This is a genomic window from Streptomyces sp. CRCS-T-1, from assembly GCF_024442335.1.
In the GTDB taxonomy this organism is placed as follows: domain Bacteria; phylum Actinomycetota; class Actinomycetes; order Streptomycetales; family Streptomycetaceae; genus Streptomyces; species Streptomyces koelreuteriae.
Genome location: NZ_CP101651.1, coordinates 1,586,434 through 1,602,203 on the forward strand (window position 1 = coordinate 1,586,434; position 15,770 = coordinate 1,602,203).

Sequence of the window (15,770 nt, forward strand, 5' to 3'; positions counted from 1 at the left end):
GCTGAATCACCTCGCTCAGGCGACCCTGGCGGGCCCTCGGGGACCACACGTTCACGGCACCCGCCGCACACCCGCCGTCCGTGCTTCCGGGCGCCCCCTGGAGGCTCCCCGGCCGTGCTCTTGACACCGCACCATGGCCGTGGGGTACTGCGATGGCGAACTCGGGCGGATGTGACGGGGGTGAGTGTCCTGCCGGAGCTGCGCTACCCGACGGTTACCGAACTGGTCTCGGCTGCCCGGGCGTTGGCCGCTCACCGCCCCGGTGTGTGCACCCTGCGGCAGGTGGGTGTCTCGCGGGCCGGCCGACCGCTGCACCTACTGTCCGTGGGCCGCGCCCGCCGAGCCGTACTGGTGGTCGCCGGCGCCCACGCCAACGAGCCGACCGGCTCCTGCACGCTGCTCGCGCTCGCCCGGCGGGTGCTGGCCGAGCGGGAGTTGCGGGACGGCATGTCCTGGCACTTCCTGCTGTGCGCGGACCCCGACGGGGCGAGCCTGCATGTGACGCCGGCGCCGCGCAGCCTGTTCGACTACCACCTCGGCTTCTTCCGTCCCGCGGGCCCGGAGCAGCCGGAGTGGGCGCCGTCCGTGCTGCCGCCCGACCGGCTGCCTCCCGAGACCCTGGCCCTGACCGGCGTCATCGACGAGCTGCGGCCCTACCTCCAGGTGACCCTGCACGGCACGGACCTGGGCGGGAGCTGGGTGCAGCTGACGAAGGACGTGCCCGGGCTGGCCGAGCCGTTCGCCAAGTCCGCGGCGGAGCTGCACATCCCGGTGGAGACCGGCGCCTCGGACGCCGCTGGGTGGCCGGCCTCGGGGCCGGGGGTGCATGTGATGCCGGCGCCGGGGATCGGTCCGGCGTATCCGAGCCTGCCGGACGACGCGCGGCACAGCACCTGGTTCCACGCCCATCGGTACGGCGGTATGACCGCGGTGGTCGAGGTGCCGATGTGGGCGAGCGACCTGGTGGACGACCCGGCTCCGCATCCGGCTCCGGCGGCGGCGATCGGCCGGCTCGCGCGCCGGCTGCAGCGCGACGCGCTGGAGGTGACGCGCGTGCTCGACGGCGCGCTGCCGCGGCTGGCGGGTCTGGACGGGCCGTTGCTGCGGGCCGCCAAGTGGGGTCTGGAGCTGGTGCCGGGGCTGGCCTCCGACCTGGTCCACACCCCGCCCGCCGACCGCACCATGGCCTACGTCGGCAGCGTGGACGCGTTCGTACGGCGGGTGCCGCTGCGGGCGGCGGCCATGCTGCTGCGGGTGCTGCGCGGGACGGACGACCGGGCGGCGAAGCAGTTGGAGGAGCTCGTCGGGACCTGGAGCGACGCCTTCGCGGAGCGCTTCCGTGCCCGCTGGGTGCCGTTGGAGAACCAGGTGGAGCATCAGTCCCGCACGGTGGTCGCGGCGGCGCTGCACGCGCGCGAGAGGGCGTTGTAGGCGGCCCCCGCGGCGTTCAGTCGCGCTGCACCGGCACCACCGCACCGGCCTCCCACTCCGGCTGCCCCGAGCCCGAGCCCGAGCCCGCGCGTGTGTGCCGCCCGGCCAGTTCGAAGACCGAGTGCACCACCCGCGCCTGGTACTCCGCCTGGCGTGCCACCGGGATCCAGCGCGCCCCGCAGCCGTCGCGGTAGTCGGCGCACCACTCGTCGATCAGCCGATCCAGCTCCGGCAGGGCCCCGGCCGGGTCGCGGCCCGACGCCCGCACGAGCTGGTGCAGCAGCCCGGCGGTGCGCAGCACCAGCCGTCGCCCGGAGATGCGCAGGGCGGCCAGGTGGGCGGTGGTCAGGGGCGGGAGGGGGTGGGGCGCGCCGTCGCCGGTCTCGGGGTCCCAGGCGTCGGCGAGGCCGGGGCAGACCAGGAGATAGTCGTCGACCGGGGCGAGCAGCCGCTCCGCGTCGGGCACGGCGGACAGGTGCGGGCGGATCCGGGCCAGCAGGTGCCGCAGGAGCGCCGTGTCGTGGCGCAGGGCGCGGCTGACGGACCGGAGCACCACGTCCCCGTCGGCGGGCGGGGAGCCGTCCGACACGGCCGTCACGCCCCACATGGGCGCCTCGACGACCGCGGTGACGGTGCCGTGCCGCTGCGGGTGGAACCACGTCGACTCCACGGCCGCCTCCGTGATGGCCGCGGCGAGACCGGCCCGGCGCGGCGGCGGTATCCGGTAGACAGCGGGACCGAGGCCGGGCCAGTACAGGGCGTCGTACGCGCCGAGTTCGCGGGGGATGCCGAGCCGGGCGGCGATGTGGGCGAGGCGCGGGGCGAGACCGGGCAGGTCGCGGGTGAGCTCGACGAAGCCGCCGCCGATGTCCACGCCGTGCAGGGAGCACTGGAGGAAGGGGCGCAGCTCGTCCTGGACGTCGAGCAGCGCCCGGGTCTCGGGCAGGGCGGCGTCGGCCGCGCCGTCGGGCAGCCATTCGGGCTGTTCCAGGAAGCCGGGCCGGAAGAAGTTACGGAAGTACCGGCCGAGGGTGTAGGGGCCGGTGAGCCAGCCCTCGTTGCGGCGCAGTCCGTCCGGGTCGAGGCACAGCAGCAGATTCCAGGTGGCGTCGGCGCCCTCGGTGAGCCGTACGTCGGCCAGGGCCCGTTCGGCCAGCCGCAGGACGGTGGCGCCGCCCACGGGTTCGTTGGCGTGCGGGCCGGCGACGACGAGGGCCTGGCGGCTTCCGTGGCCGACGGAGAGCAGCCACAGGGGGGTGCCCGCGCGGGAGGTGCCGATCCGGCGCAGCCGGGCGTCACGGGGGTGGCGGGCGACGAGGGCGGCGGCCCGGGCGCCCAGTTCGTCGACGGTCGGGTAGCGCGGAAAGGGCGGCAGGGCACACCTCCCCCATGCGGTGCCGTCGGTTCACCAGATGTAGATGGCGTACGCACAGTGAGTCACGACTTCAGGGGTACGTCAACACCACGGACGACAACGGGATTTGAGCCACCCTGATGGAAGGGCCGCCGACAACTCCCAGGCCGGAGCCCGGGAGTGCCTCGGTTTCAGGTCAGTCGGCCGCCGGCCGGACCCCGGTCAGCCGGAACGCCATCTGCCCGAATCCGACCTGGTCGCCCTCGCGGACGAGGGCCGCGCCGACGACCCGTCGGCCGTTCACGGTCGTGCCGTTGGTGGAGCCGAGGTCGCGCAGCACCCACATGCCGCCCTGGTGGCGGAGTTCGGCGTGCACGCGGGAGACGGTCTCGTGGGTGAGGCGCAGCCCGCTGGCGGGGTCGCGGCCTATGCTCAGCGGATGGCCGTGCTCCGGGTGGGGCAGCAGCAGCTTGGGCAGCCGCTCGGCCTGCCAGGCGCGGCGCAGCCGCACGGTGAATCCGGAGACCGACTCGACGGTGCCGAAAACCATCCGGGAGAACCGGCTCTCCGAGGGCAGGTCGGCGGTGAGCACGGCGAGCTCGTCCGGGCGGCGGGCGGTCAGCGCCAGTTCCATACGGCGGACGAACGTGTCGTGGGACAGGCGGCCCATGGCGGCGCCGTCGCGGAGCACCTTCAGCGCCCTTTCGCGCTCCACGTCGGAGAGTCGCGCGGGGTACGTGTTGAACTCGAAGGACGACGTCACGCAGGTGATTGTCGGGCAGCGCGGCCGGGCTGTCCAGAAAACGGGAAAACGCCCGCCACGCGCGCGTACCCGGCGACACCTGCCGCAAAAGGGAGGATGCGCCAGCGGATTGATCTCGTTTGACGCACCATGGACGGGCTACATCACGGTGAGCAGACGAAGGGGAACCGTCCGTGCAGTTCGAGGTGTGGGCACCACAGGCCGGCCGTGTGACGCTCCGGTGCGACGACGTCACACGCGCGTTGGAGCGCGACCCGGAGCGGCCGGGGTGGTGGCGGGGCGAGGCCGAGGCGCGCGAGGGGTCCCGGTACGGCTTCGCACTCGACGACGGGCCCGTGCTGCCCGATCCGCGCTCGCGGCGGCAGCCGGACGGCCCGGACGGACTGAGCGCGGTCGTCGACCACGACCGGTACGCGTGGCGCGCGCGGTGGGCGGGGCGGCCGCTGCCCGGCGCGGTGCTGTACGAGCTGCATGTGGGGACGTACACGCGCGAGGGCACCCTGGACGCCGCCGCCGAGCGGCTCGGTCATCTCGCCGAACTGGGCGTCACGCATGTGCAGCTGATGCCGCTGTGCCCCTTCCCGGGCACGCACGGCTGGGGGTACGAGGGTGTGTCGCTGTGGGCGGTGCACGAGCCGTACGGCGGACCCGAGGCGCTGAAACGCTTCGTCGACCGGGCCCATGAACTCGGCCTGGGCGTGGTCCTCGACGTGGTGCACAACCACTTCGGCCCGTCCGGCAACTACCTGCCCGTCTTCGGGCCGTATCTCACGGACACGCATCACACGCCCTGGGGCGCCGCGGTGAACCTGGACGCGCCCGGGTCGGACGAGGTGCGCGCGTTCCTCGTCGGCAGCGCGCTGGCCTGGCTGCGCGACTACCGGATCGACGGGCTGCGCCTGGACGCGGTGCACGCGCTGGTGGACACGCGCGCGCGGCACTTCCTGGAGGAACTGTCGGCGGCCGTGGACGCGTTGGCCGCCGAGGTGGACCGGCCGCTGTTCCTGGTCGCCGAGTCGGATCTGAACGACCCGCGGCTCATCACCTCCCGCGCCGGGGGCGGCCTCGGGCTGCACGCGCAGTGGAACGACGACTTCCACCACGCCCTGCACACCACGCTGACCGGCGAGTCGCAGGGCTACTACGCCGACTTCGCGCGCGCCGGGCTCGGCGGGCTCGCCAAGACCCTCGGCGGCGGCTGGTTCCACGACGGGACGTACTCGAGCTTCCGCGAGCGCCACCACGGACGGCCCCTGGACCGCAACCGCGTGGCCGCGCACCGGCTCCTCGGCTACAGCCAGACCCACGACCAGATCGGCAACCGCGCCCAGGGGGACCGGCTTTCGGCCCAGCTCTCCCCCGGGCTGCTGGCCTGTGCGGCGACGCTGACGCTGACGGCGCCGTTCACGCCGATGCTCTTCATGGGCGAGGAGTGGGCGGCAGGCACGCCCTGGCAGTTCTTCACCGACCACACCGACCCGGAGCTGGCCGACGCCGTACGGCGGGGCAGGCGGCGGGAGTTCGCGGCGCACGGCTGGAAGGAGGAGGACGTGCCCGACCCGCAGGATCCGGCGACCCGGGACCGCTCCTGCCTCGACTGGTCCGAGCCGGAACGCGAGCCGCACGCGCGCGTGCTGGCCTGGTACCGGAGCCTGATCGCCCTGCGCCGCGAACAGCCCGACCTGACCGACCCCGACCTCGCCGACACCAAGGTGGCCTATGACGAGCAGCGCCGCTGGATCGCCTTCCGGCGCGGGGACGTCCTCGTGGCGGTGAACCTGGCGCCGGAACCGGCGGAGCTGTCGCTCGGTGTGCCGCGCGCGCGGTTGCTGGCCGCGTGGGAGCCGGTCGAGACGCCCGGCGCCGACGGGGTGCTGCGGCTGCCCGGGGAGTCGGGCGTGGTGCTGTCGCAGGGGTGAGGCACCGGCGGCGGCGCCCGGCTACAGGGCGTCGTCGTCCGTCTCGCGCAGGTCCGTCACGCGTTCCAGCAGGATCGGCTCCCAGGCGTGGCGCAGCCGTGTCCGCGACGCGCCGAGCCGGCGCGCGTCGCCGCCCGTGAGGGCCTCGGCGAGGTGGACGACGCTGTCGCAGCGGGCGAGCCACAGTCCGCGCAGACAGGGCCGGGCGCCGTAGCCGGCGAGGGTGGCGGCGCGTACGGCGGCGGGTGAGCCGACGGCGAGTGAGAGGCCCGCGATGTCCTCGGCCGGGTCGCCGACGACCGCGCCGCCCCAGCCGAGGACGCCGCGCACCCGGCCGTCGGCGCTGACCACGAGATGGCCGCCGGTGAGGGCGTGGTGGGTGAGGACGGCCGAGCCGGACTGGGCGGCGAGCTGGGCCGCGGCGGCCTGGGTGAGCTGGTGCAGGCGCGCGGCGTCGAACTCGTCGGCGTCGGCGCACAGTTCGGCGGCGCGTACGGCGGCCCGGCGCAGTGCCTCCAGGGAGCGCGGCGCGGCGCGCGGCACACCGAGGGTCTCGGCCTGCCGGACCGGCACCTCGCGCAGCCCGGTGAGCAGTGCCGCGAGGTCGGCCTCGCCGACGGCGGACACGTCGTGCTCCTGCCCCGAGCCGCCCGGCACCTTGGTGTCCAGCGTGTAGGTCAGCCCGGCCGCCCACTCGCCGTGCGCCACGCTGGCCGGCACCGCCATCGGGAGGTGCGGGCGGACGAGGTCGCGCAGGCGCAGTTCGCGGCGCTGGCGCACGGTGGCCTCGCGGTCGGGGGCCAGGCGCAGCACATGGCGGCTGCCGACCCACCAGGTGGCGGGTTCGGCGCCCGGGGCGGCGGGCCGGACGTCGGGGCCGGTGCCTTCCCTGCCCCGCTTCGTCTCCTTGCCATCCCTGTCCTTCTTGTCCTTCTTGTCCTTGAGGAGGGACTGGACCAGCCTGCGGACGGTGTCCGCGGTGGGTGTCGGTGCCTGGGTCATGGTCGCGCCGTTGCCGTTCGGGAGGCGTGGTGGGGGCATGGTGGCGTCACTCCACTGTGACCAGCTCGCGGGAGGTGGTGTTCAGGCGCCGCCCGCCGTCCTCGGTGACGGTCACGATGTCCTCGATGCGCACGCCGAACCGGCCCGGCAGATAGACGCCGGGTTCCACGGAGAAGCACATGCCGGGCACGAGGGGCTGCAACTCGCCCTCGATCATGTAGGGCGGTTCGTGGGTGGTGACGCCGATGCCGTGTCCGGTGCGGTGGATGAAGTACTCGCCGTAGCCGGCGTCGGCGATGACCGCGCGGGCGGCCCGGTCGACATCCTGGCAGGTGGCCCCGGGCCGTACGGCGCGGAAGCCGGCCTCCTGGGCCGCGCGCACGAGGTCGTGCACGGAGCGTTCCTCGTCGGTGGGTTCGCCGACATGGACGGTGCGGGAGGTGTCGGAGCCGTAGCCGTCCTTCAGGCCGCCGAAGTCGAGGACGACCATGTCGCCGCGTTCGATGACGCGGTCGCCGGCCTCGTGGTGCGGGTTGGCGCCGTTGGGGCCGGAGGCGACGATGGTGAAGTCGACCTGTTCGTGTCCGTGCCGGCGCAGACGCCGGTCGAGGTCCGCGGCGACCTCGGATTCCCGGCGCCCGGCGAACGGGACGTTCCGGATCTCGTCGAACGTGGCGTCGGCGGCGGCTCCCGCGGCCGCCATGAGCTCCAGCTCGGCCGCGTCCTTGACGGCGCGCAGCATGGGCAGGGCCTCGGTGAGCGAGGCGTAGGAACTGCCGGGCAGGGCCTGCCGCAAGGCCAGCAGGTGCAGCGCCCAGGCGTTGTCGCTGATGCCGAACCGGCCCGAGGCGTCGAGCAGGGCGGCGGTGGCGGCGTAGGGGTCCTTGCCGTCGGTCCAGTCACGCAGGGTCAGGGCGGGCGCGCCGGCCGCCTTGTGCGCGTCCGGGGCCTCCAGGGCGGGGACGACGAGGACGGGGTCCTGTCCGGCGGCGAGGACCAGCAGGGTGAGCCGCTCGGTGACCGCTGGGGGCGTGTAGCCGGTGAGCCAGACCAGGTCCGGGCCCGGGGCCACCAGCAGGCCCGCGAGACCGGCCTCTGCTGCCGTAAGGGCGGCGCGCTCCATGCGGGCCCGGTAGTCGTCGGCGGTGAAGGACGCGGCCGTGCTTCCGGTCATCCGGGCCTCCCAGGACGGGCGAAGGGGCTACGGGCAGACATCCTGCCCGGCCAAAGGGGGCGGCGCGAGCCGTCTGCGGACTCCACTTGAGGATCCCCCCTAACGGCAGGAGGTTTCCCAACCGTTAGGTCTAATGCTTAGATGCGCTATAGCCATTAGCAGCAGCACCTGCTGGTGGCATTCATCAGTCGTTCGAACGAGGGGGCGTGCCGCCGTGCTCGTACTGGCACACATCAGCGATCTGCATCTCGACGGGAGCGCGCGGGCGACGGAGCGTGCCGAGCGTGTCCGCGACCGTCTGCGGGAACTGCCGGGGCGCGTCGAAGCGCTGCTGGTGACCGGGGACATCGCGGACCACGGCACGGAGTCCGAGTACGAGGAGGCGGCCCGTCTGCTGGGGCTGCGCGACGGCGACGCCCCGTTCCCGGTGCTGACCTGCCCGGGCAACCACGACAGCCGCGCCCCCTATCGCAAGGCGCTGCTGGGCCTGCCCGGGGCCGAGGGGCCGGTCAACAGCGTGCAGGTCTTCGAGGACGGCGCCGTGCTGATGTGCGACTCCAGCGTCCCGGGGAGCGACGACGGGGAGCTGGACGAGGAGACGTACGACTGGATCGAGGCGACCCTGGACGAACTCGACGGCGGCCTTCCGGCGCTGCTCGCCTTCCACCACCCGCCGGTGGCGCTGCACCACCCGCTGCCCGACTCCTGCCGGCTGCGCCGACCCGACCGGCTGGCCTCGCTGCTGGCGCGCCGACCCGAGATCGCCGGGCTGATCACCGGCCACGCCCACACCCCCGCCGCCACCTCGTTCGCGGGGCGGCCGCTGGTCACCGGCCCCGGTGTGACATGGACGCTGCGGCTGCCCTGGGAGGGCGACCAGGTCGCGGACCGGGACGCGCCGCCCGGACTCGCCTTCCATGTCCTGGACGACGCGGGCCGGCTCACGAGCCACTTCCGGGTGGTCATGTGACGACGGCGGGTACGACCGTCAGCTGCTGGTAGCCGCCCCCGCGGTGCCGCACCGTCAGCCGGACCTCGGAGCCGGGCCGGGCGCGGGCGACGGCCCGGGCCAGGTCGGCGGCCGTGTCGATGCGGGTCCTCCCGAAGACGAGGAGCAGATCGCCGCGCTCCAGGCCCGCCGCGTGTCCCGGGCCGGGGACCTGGATGCCGACGACCAGGGCTCCCGGCTTCCGGGCGTCCATGACCTGTACGCCGAGCGTCACGGCGGCGGGCACGGACGCGGCGGCGGACGGCGAGGGCCCGGAAGGCGACGGCTTGTGCCACCCTCGCGGGCCGAGGACCTCGCCCGTGGCGGCCACCGTGCTGCCCACCGCCGCGAGGCCGATCCCGGAGAGGACGAGCACCGCGCCCAGGAAGGCGGCGAACAGGGCGTTGACGAGCCGCCGGCCGCGCCGCCGGGCGGCGCGCGGGCGCGGCCGGTCCGGGCCGGCCTCGGTGGCCGGCGCCGCCGCGCCGGGTTCCCGACCGGGCATCGGCTTGGGTCGCAGCGCGGTCTGTTCCATGGCTCGCCTCCGGATGGTGCCGATCGCCTCCGTCGGACGCGGGACGATCACGGCTGGTGCTCTACCCGGCACCTCGGCACGCGACGAGCCACGAACGAGTGAGACTGACCGGCCCCCACACGGGCCATACCTCCCGTCGGAACAGACGGAGACAAGGCACGGCTCGCACCGCACCCGGCAGGCGGGTGCGGTGCGAGCCGCAGATCACGAAGGGCGGAAGGCCGGCGCCGCCTCAGCCGAGGGCGGGCACCGGCACGGCGGGGGCCCGGTCCGGGAGGAAGCCGTGGGCGCGGCGGGCCAGCCAGTCGGCCTTGTAGCGGTCCACCTGCTGGTGCCAGTGCAGGATGCCCGCCAGCCAGTTCCGCAGGTCCGTGACGTACTCCGCCATGACGGCGCGCGCCTCGGCCGAGAGCTGGAAGTCGTCGTACAGGATGGGCAGTTCGTGTTCGACCACGTGCTCGAACTGCCGCATGCGCTGGCTCATCAGGTCGTGCACGACGCCGAGCGCGGCCGGGTAGTCGCAGCCGAAGAAGGACTGCACGACGAGGATCGCGTTGTGGATCTCGCCCTCGTACTCGATCTCCTTCTGGTACGAGAAGACGTCGTTGATGAGGCACGCGAAGTCGATCGCGGCGTTCTCCAGGGAGCGGACCGGGCCGCTGCGGTAGACCTCGGGCGGGACGGCCGGGCCGTGGCCCATCCGGCACATGCTGAGGGTGAGGTCGGAGCCGAAGGTCGCGCGGCGCATCTCCAGGTAGTCGACCGGGTCGGGGACGCGGTTCTGCAGCTGGTTGGACAGCTCCCAGACCCAGCTCTCGGTCATGACGTCCACCGCGTCCTTCAGGGTGCGCCGCGCCTCGGGCGTCATGCCCGCGGTGGTGCGCAGCCACAGGTCGGCCAGGCCCCGCTCCATGGCGTTGACCGGGACCGGCGGTGCCTCGCCGTCGACCGGCATGCAGTCGGACAGACGGGCCGTGGTCAGCCGGGCGGCCGCCAGGTCACGCCGGTGCCCGTAGACCAGCGGGTAGTAGTCGTCGCCGTAGGTGCCCCAGGCGAGCCACTGTGCGCTGAGGTCGAGGGCCTCCGGTGTGGCGTCGGGGTCGAGGCCCGCCGAGCAGAGCGCGAGGTCGTAGGCCCTGAGCTTGTCCTCGTCCCAGACGCCCTCGGCGAGGATGCCCACGCGGTCCGCCCAGTGGCGCAGATTCCGGCGGGCGTCGTCGAGGTGCGGGCTGAGGGACAGCGGGAACGGCATGCGGATGTCGGGGATTTGGGAGGGCCCGACCTTCTGATACGGCACGTGTGTGTAGGAGCGGAGCCGCTCGACGCCGGTGGAGGCGAGCAGGGTGCGGACGTCGGCGGCGGAGGTGCCCATGCCGCTGCAGCCCGGCCAGGGCTTGCTGCCGCGCGCGTTCTCGTTCATGTAGCGGCTGGAGCGCAGATGCCACTCGTGGCCGCCGGACTGCCAGTCCTGCAGCCCCTTGGTGTACGCCGCGACGGCCGCCACCTCGCCCGGGGTGAGGCCCTTGTCCAGCGCCACCGCGGGCACTTCGGTGAACGCCGTGTGCTCGAACTGGTGGAGGCGGGAGGTGAGGACGTCGTTGACGGTGTCGGCGGCCTCCTGGGTGGTGCAGCCGAAGAAGGTCTCCAGGACGAGCACGCCGTTGCTGAGCTCGCCCTCGTCCTCGACCTCCCGCTGGTAGGAGAACAGGTCGTTGCGCAGATGCACGGCGTCGGAGAACGTCTCCATCAGCACCCGCAGCGGCCTCGATCCGGCGACGGCGGCGGGCACTTCGGCGGTCGCGTACTCCACGAGCCCCGCCGACCAGGGGGCGCCGCCCACCTTGCGGCGCATCTCGATGTATTCGACGGGGTTGGAGATCCGCCCCTCGTTGATGTTGGACAGCTCCCACATGGACTCGTTCAGCAGATGCTCGGTGGCCACGGCGAAGCGGCGGCGCCAGTCCCCCGACATCTTCGGCACGGTGCGCGCCCACAGATCGGCGAGGCCCGCCTCGACGGGGTTCTCCGGTTCCGGCACGGGAGTCGAGAGGTCCAGCGGCATGAACAGCGGCAACCGGTCCAGATGGGCCTTGCCGGCGAGGCGGTCCTGGCTGCGCTTGTACTTCTCCAGGAAGTGGTCGTCGAAGAAGAAGACCCACACATACCAGTCGGTGACGAGGGAGAGGGCCGGGCCGTCGCAGTCGGGGTGGGTGTACGCGCAGAGCAGGCCGTAGTCGTGCGCGTCGAGGTCGGCCTGCTCCCAGACGCCGGATCCCTCCAGCATGCCCATCTCGCGCGCCCACCGGGTCGAGTGGGCGCGGGCCTCCTCGAGATGGGGGTTCAGCCGCGCGGGGTGCGGCATGTAGAAGTGCGGGAGTTCGAACGGCTGCGTCATGGCCGGGCCCTACCCGGCGCCCCGCGGCGGCATCCGCGGGGCGGGACATGATCACACCATCGCGTGAATCGAACGTGAAAGCAGCCGTTCTGGAGGCGGTCTGACTTAGCCGGGGACCCGCACCTGGATCAGCGCGTGGGTGCCACTGGTGCGCCAGCGCTGGTCCTCCGCCGCGACCAGTTCGGCCTCCGTACGGCTGTCGAGGCCGGTGATCACATCGGACTTCAGGGTGCGCAGGGCGGCGACCGGGCCGGGGAAGTACGCGGTGACGTCCCCGAAGGGGGTCGTCGGGGACCAGAGCCGGTCGCCCACCAGGCGGCGGTAGTTGAGGTCGCCCTTGAAGATCGTGAGCGTGGCCGAGGCGAACTCGGCGCGCAGGTCGCCGGGCATCTCCTCGTACGGCAGCGGGGCGCTGGAGAAGGGGTGGGCGCGCAGGACGAGGCGGCCGTCGGCCAGGGCCGACCACAGCTGCCGTCCGTGCTCGGCGGCCGCTCCCCCGGCTCCGGTCAGCCGGCGCAGCGCGTCGACGACGTCGGCGGTGGTGGCGTCGGAGACGTAGTAGGGGTACGGCTTGATGTGCAGGACCGCCCGTGAGATCCGGCCGTGGGCCAGGAGGTGGGCGATGAGCAGCAGGTCGGGCACGAGTTCGCGGCCCGCGTTGTCGGCGACCAGGCAGAGGGTGCCGGTGCCGGTCGTGCCGAGCAGCGACCACAGTGCGTCGCTGTCGTCGGCCACCAGGCCCGGGGCGGCGTCCGCGTCCCGCGCTCCCTCGGCGGAGAGACGGAAGCCGAGGTCGGCCCGGTTGCCCCAGAGGGAGCCGTGCAGCAGGGCCTGTGCCTGTTCGCCGACGGGCCGGTTCGCGAGGTCGTCGAGTGCGGCCAGTTCCTCGTCGGTCTCGGCGGAGTCGAGTTCGGCCAGCTTGAACGAGCGGAAGGGGTCAATGCCCTGCCAGGGGCCCGGGCCGAAGTACCCGACGGCCTGGAGCAGTCGCCGGTAGAACCAGCTCTCGGACCACAGCCACGGCACGTCGAACCAGGAGCGGCCGGTGTACTCGCCGAGGCCCCAGGTCTCCCAGAGGTCCCGGTCGTGCGCGTCGGCGGGGAGCGGTTCGATCTCGCCCTTGGTGCAGTTGGCCAGCAGTTCGTCGAGCGCGCGGTGCTGCCCGGGTTCGTAGGGGAAGGCCTCGCGGACCTGCCGGATGATCGCGGGGTGCCGCTCGGCCAGCACGCTGTGGGGGAACGAGCCCGGCTGGTTGCCGAGGAGCACGGGTGGGGTGGGGGTGTCGGGCATGCGGCTCACCGTAGCGCGCGGCCCCCCTGCCCGGGTCGCACCGGTCAGACCGGCGCGATCTCCCGCTCCAGCCGGGCCGCCAGACTCAGATAGCGGGCGCGGCGCGTCACCGGGACCAGGCTGCGGATGAGTATGTTCCACATCTCGGCGGTCCTGCGGGGCTGCCGCGCGACGGGCTCGCGGGAGCGGCCCACGACGCGGGTGCCGACGAAGAAGCAGACCAGGGAGTGGGCCACGACATCGACGTCGATGTCCGGGTGGACGTCGGATTCCTTGACGGCGCCGACGAGCCGGTTCGTGACGATGTCCAGCCACTCCGTGAAGGGGTGGCTCAGCGGCGGCCGCGGCTCGATCCCACCCGTGGCGAGCCGCAGTCCGGCCCGCAGGACCGGGTCCTCGACGGACATGCGGGTGATGCCGAACGTGAGGCGCATCAGCGCCTCCAGTGAGGTGTGGCCGCGGCTGTCGGTCTCCGTCGCCAGTCTGCGGGCGGTGTGCGACTGGAGTTCGAGGATCGCGTGGGCGAGATCCTCCTTCGCCGCGAAGTGGAAGTACAGGGCACCCTTGGTGACCTGAGCGTGCTCCACGATGTCGCTGAGACTGGTCGATTCGTAGCCGCGACGGTCGAACAGGTCAGCGGCTGCCGTGATGATCGTCGAGCGGGTCTGCTCGGCTCGCAACTGCCTCGCCATCGGCTGAACTCTCCCGGGACGGAAATGAACGGGTCATGCCGTTTGTTTTTACCCCTCGTACACGATAACTCACCCTCAGACGGCGCTCACCACCCCAGTGTGCCGGAGTGCGGGTGCACATCCGGCAAAACAACCGCGCCCGGTGAAACAAAACAGCGCGTTCGGTATCTGACTGTGGGGGTTGTGCGGGCAGACGTAAAGGCGGGCCGGCCGGTGCCCCATCCGCACCGGTCGACCCGCCCGCTGGTGAGCGCGAATCAGAAGGTCAGCTTCCAGTTGTTGAGCGTGCCCGTGTCCTGCGCCGAGGTGTCCTGGACGCGCAGCTTCCAGGTGCCGTTGGCGGTCTCGCTGGACGCGTTCACCGTGTAGGTGGTCCGCACGTCGTCGGCGGAGTCCGAGGCGGCGGACTTCAGGCGGTACGTCGAACCGTCCGGCGCGACGAGGTCGATGACGAGGTCGCCGCGGTAGGTGTGGGTGATGTCGACGCCGACCTGGAGGGCCGAGGGGGCGTTGCCGCTGCGGCCGGTGACGCTGATCGGCGACTCGATCGCCGCGCCGTTGTCCGGGACGGCGACCGCGGTGGTGCTGGAGAAGGTCGTGCCGGTGGACGTACCGCCCTTGACGGCCTGGACCGTCTTGGCGGCGTCCGCGAGGCCGGCGCCGCAGCCGCCGGAGCAGGTGCCGGGCAGGGCGCGGGCATTGGCCTTGATGGCCGACTCGATCTGCGCCGGGGTGAGGGCGGAGTTCGCCGACTTCAGCAGCGCGGCGAGGCCCGCGACGTGCGGGGTGGCCATGCTGGTGCCCTGGTAGGCGGCGTAGTTCTCGCTCGACGGCGTCTTCGTGCCGGAGTTCAGCGTCGACAGGATGCCGTTGGCGGAGGAGGTGCGGGTCTCGCCACCGGGGGCGGAGATGTCCACCAGCGAGCCGAAGTTGGAGTACGAGGCACGGCTGCCCGCGCGGTTGGTCGCGGCGACGGAGATGACGTTGTTGCAGTTCGCCGGGGAGGAGTTGGAGACGTTCTGGTTCTCGTTGCCGGCCGCGACGACGACCGAGGTGCCGCGGTTCACGGCGCCGGTGATGGCGCTCTGCGTGGCGGTGGAGCAGGCGCCGCCCCCGCCGAGGCTCATGTTGATGACCTTGGCGACGTTGGTGTTGGCGGGCACACCGGAGACGGTGCCGCCCGACGCCCAGGTGATGGCGTCGATGATGTCGGAGTCGTAGCCGCCGCACTTGCCGAGGACGCGGACCGGGGAGATCTTCGCGCCGTAGGCGATGCCGGCGATGCCCTTGCCATTGTGGGTGGCGGCGGCGATGGTGCCGGCCACGTGGGTGCCGTGCCAGGAGGAGGTGGAGGCCGGGATGCCCGTGCCGCACTCATTGGCGTTGTACCAGTCGCCCGGGTCGGCCGGGTTGCTGTCACGGCCGTTGCCGTCGACGGAGACGGCGGTGTCGGAGATGAAGTCGTAGCCGCCGACGATGTTCGCGGCCAGGTCGGAGTGGGTGACATAGCCGGTGTCGATGACGGCGACGGTCACACCGCTGCCGGTGGTGGTGTCCCAGGCGGCCGGGACGTTCATGCCCGCGGTGGACTCGAACAGGTCCCACTGCTTGCTGTAGTCGGTGTCGTTCGGGGTGACGGCCGTCGGCTTGTTCAGACGGTCTGGAACGACGTAGGCGACCTGCGGGTCGGCCTGGTACTGGGCGACGACATCGGCGACGGACGCGCGGGTGGTGTCGGCGCCCAGGTCGACGAGGGCGGCACCGGTGCCGAGGCGGCGCTGGAAGTCGACGTCCTCGCCGGTCTTCTCGGCCTTGGCCTCGGCGTCGGCCTCAGCGGCCTTGTTCGACTTGGCCTCGGTGGCGCCGGACTTGTAACCGACGATGAGGCGCTCGGCCGTGGCGCCGGGGGCGGCCTCGGTCTGCGCGGTGGGGACGGCGGCGGGGCCCGGGGCGGACTCCTGGGCGACGGCGACCGAGGCGGGGGCGGCGGTCAGCAGCGCGGCGGAGACGACGGCGACGGATATCAGCTTCCGTCTGAGCTCTGGGGAGGTACGCACGGTCGTTGCCTTTCGTGGCCGGACTCCGGGCTGGGCGGAGCGGCAGCGGACTCGCTTCGTCCTCGAAGCGGAGGGGGGTGGTTCGAAAAGCGACGCGATGGCCGGCCAGGCGCGAGAAGACGAGCGGACCCGTTCGGGGTTACCTGTAGGTCGGCTGTGCTCGGCTGTGG

The 15,770-nt window shown here is 72.9% G+C and carries 12 protein-coding genes; 3 read left to right on the top strand and 9 right to left on the bottom strand.

All coding sequences use genetic code 11. The features are described 5' to 3' along the window. Positions 1-180: 180 nt before the first annotated feature. Positions 181-1,431 (top strand): M14 family zinc carboxypeptidase, encoded by a 1,251-nt coding sequence (locus NNW99_RS07035; RefSeq protein ID WP_215117837.1) that lies wholly within the window; start codon positions 181-183, stop codon positions 1,429-1,431. Positions 1,432-1,447: 16 nt separating this feature from the next. On the opposite strand, the gene NNW99_RS07040 is transcribed toward NNW99_RS07035, so the two are convergent. Next, positions 1,448-2,806 carry a M14 family zinc carboxypeptidase gene (locus NNW99_RS07040; RefSeq protein WP_215124188.1) on the bottom strand — a complete coding sequence of 453 codons (1,359 nt, stop codon included), beginning with the start codon at positions 2,804-2,806 and terminating at the stop codon, positions 1,448-1,450. 175 nt (positions 2,807-2,981) lie between these two features. Further along, positions 2,982-3,548 (bottom strand): DUF1707 and FHA domain-containing protein, encoded by a 567-nt coding sequence (locus NNW99_RS07045; protein WP_215117838.1) that lies wholly within the window; start codon positions 3,546-3,548, stop codon positions 2,982-2,984. A 173-nt stretch (positions 3,549-3,721) separates the two neighbouring features. Here NNW99_RS07045 and treZ point away from each other — a divergent pair, with 173 nt between their 5' ends. Beyond that, positions 3,722-5,467, top strand: coding sequence for a malto-oligosyltrehalose trehalohydrolase (gene treZ, locus NNW99_RS07050; protein ID WP_215117839.1), 1,746 nt, complete (start codon positions 3,722-3,724; stop codon positions 5,465-5,467). A 21-nt stretch (positions 5,468-5,488) separates the two neighbouring features. Here treZ and NNW99_RS07055 read toward each other — a convergent pair whose 3' ends face one another. Together NNW99_RS07055 and NNW99_RS07060 are read right to left on the bottom strand one after the other, a co-directional pair. Beyond that, positions 5,489-6,469: an aminoglycoside phosphotransferase family protein gene (locus NNW99_RS07055; RefSeq protein WP_215124189.1), complete on the bottom strand. Its 981-nt coding sequence runs from the start codon at positions 6,467-6,469 to the stop codon at positions 5,489-5,491. 46 nt (positions 6,470-6,515) lie between these two features. Next, the gene (locus NNW99_RS07060; RefSeq protein ID WP_215117840.1) at positions 6,516-7,643 is read right to left on the bottom strand and encodes an aminopeptidase P family protein; all 1,128 of its coding nucleotides are present in this window, start codon (positions 7,641-7,643) and stop codon (positions 6,516-6,518) included. A 214-nt stretch (positions 7,644-7,857) separates the two neighbouring features. Between NNW99_RS07060 and NNW99_RS07065 the strand changes: the two genes are divergently transcribed. Beyond that, entirely contained in the window at positions 7,858-8,613 is a 756-nt protein-coding gene (locus NNW99_RS07065) for a phosphodiesterase (protein WP_215117841.1), read from the top strand. Here the strand turns inward: NNW99_RS07065 and NNW99_RS07070 are convergent. From NNW99_RS07070 to NNW99_RS07090, 5 genes are all read right to left on the bottom strand, one after another. After that, positions 8,606-9,166, bottom strand: a complete 561-nt coding sequence (locus NNW99_RS07070; RefSeq protein ID WP_215117842.1) for a PDZ domain-containing protein — start codon at positions 9,164-9,166, stop codon at positions 8,606-8,608. The genes NNW99_RS07065 and NNW99_RS07070 overlap by 8 nt on opposite strands. 232 nt (positions 9,167-9,398) lie before the next feature. Next, the gene (cyc2, locus tag NNW99_RS07075; RefSeq protein ID WP_215117843.1) at positions 9,399-11,561 is read right to left on the bottom strand and encodes a germacradienol/geosmin synthase Cyc2; all 2,163 of its coding nucleotides are present in this window, start codon (positions 11,559-11,561) and stop codon (positions 9,399-9,401) included. Between the two features lie 105 nt (positions 11,562-11,666). Then, entirely contained in the window at positions 11,667-12,851 is a 1,185-nt protein-coding gene (locus NNW99_RS07080; RefSeq protein ID WP_215117844.1) for a damage-control phosphatase ARMT1 family protein, read from the bottom strand. Between the two features lie 44 nt (positions 12,852-12,895). Continuing rightward, positions 12,896-13,543 (bottom strand): ScbR family autoregulator-binding transcription factor, encoded by a 648-nt coding sequence (locus tag NNW99_RS07085; RefSeq protein ID WP_215117845.1) that lies wholly within the window; start codon positions 13,541-13,543, stop codon positions 12,896-12,898. A 257-nt stretch (positions 13,544-13,800) separates the two neighbouring features. Further along, positions 13,801-15,600, bottom strand: a complete 1,800-nt coding sequence (locus NNW99_RS07090) for a S8 family serine peptidase (protein WP_215117846.1) — start codon at positions 15,598-15,600, stop codon at positions 13,801-13,803. Positions 15,601-15,770: the final 170 nt, after the last annotated feature.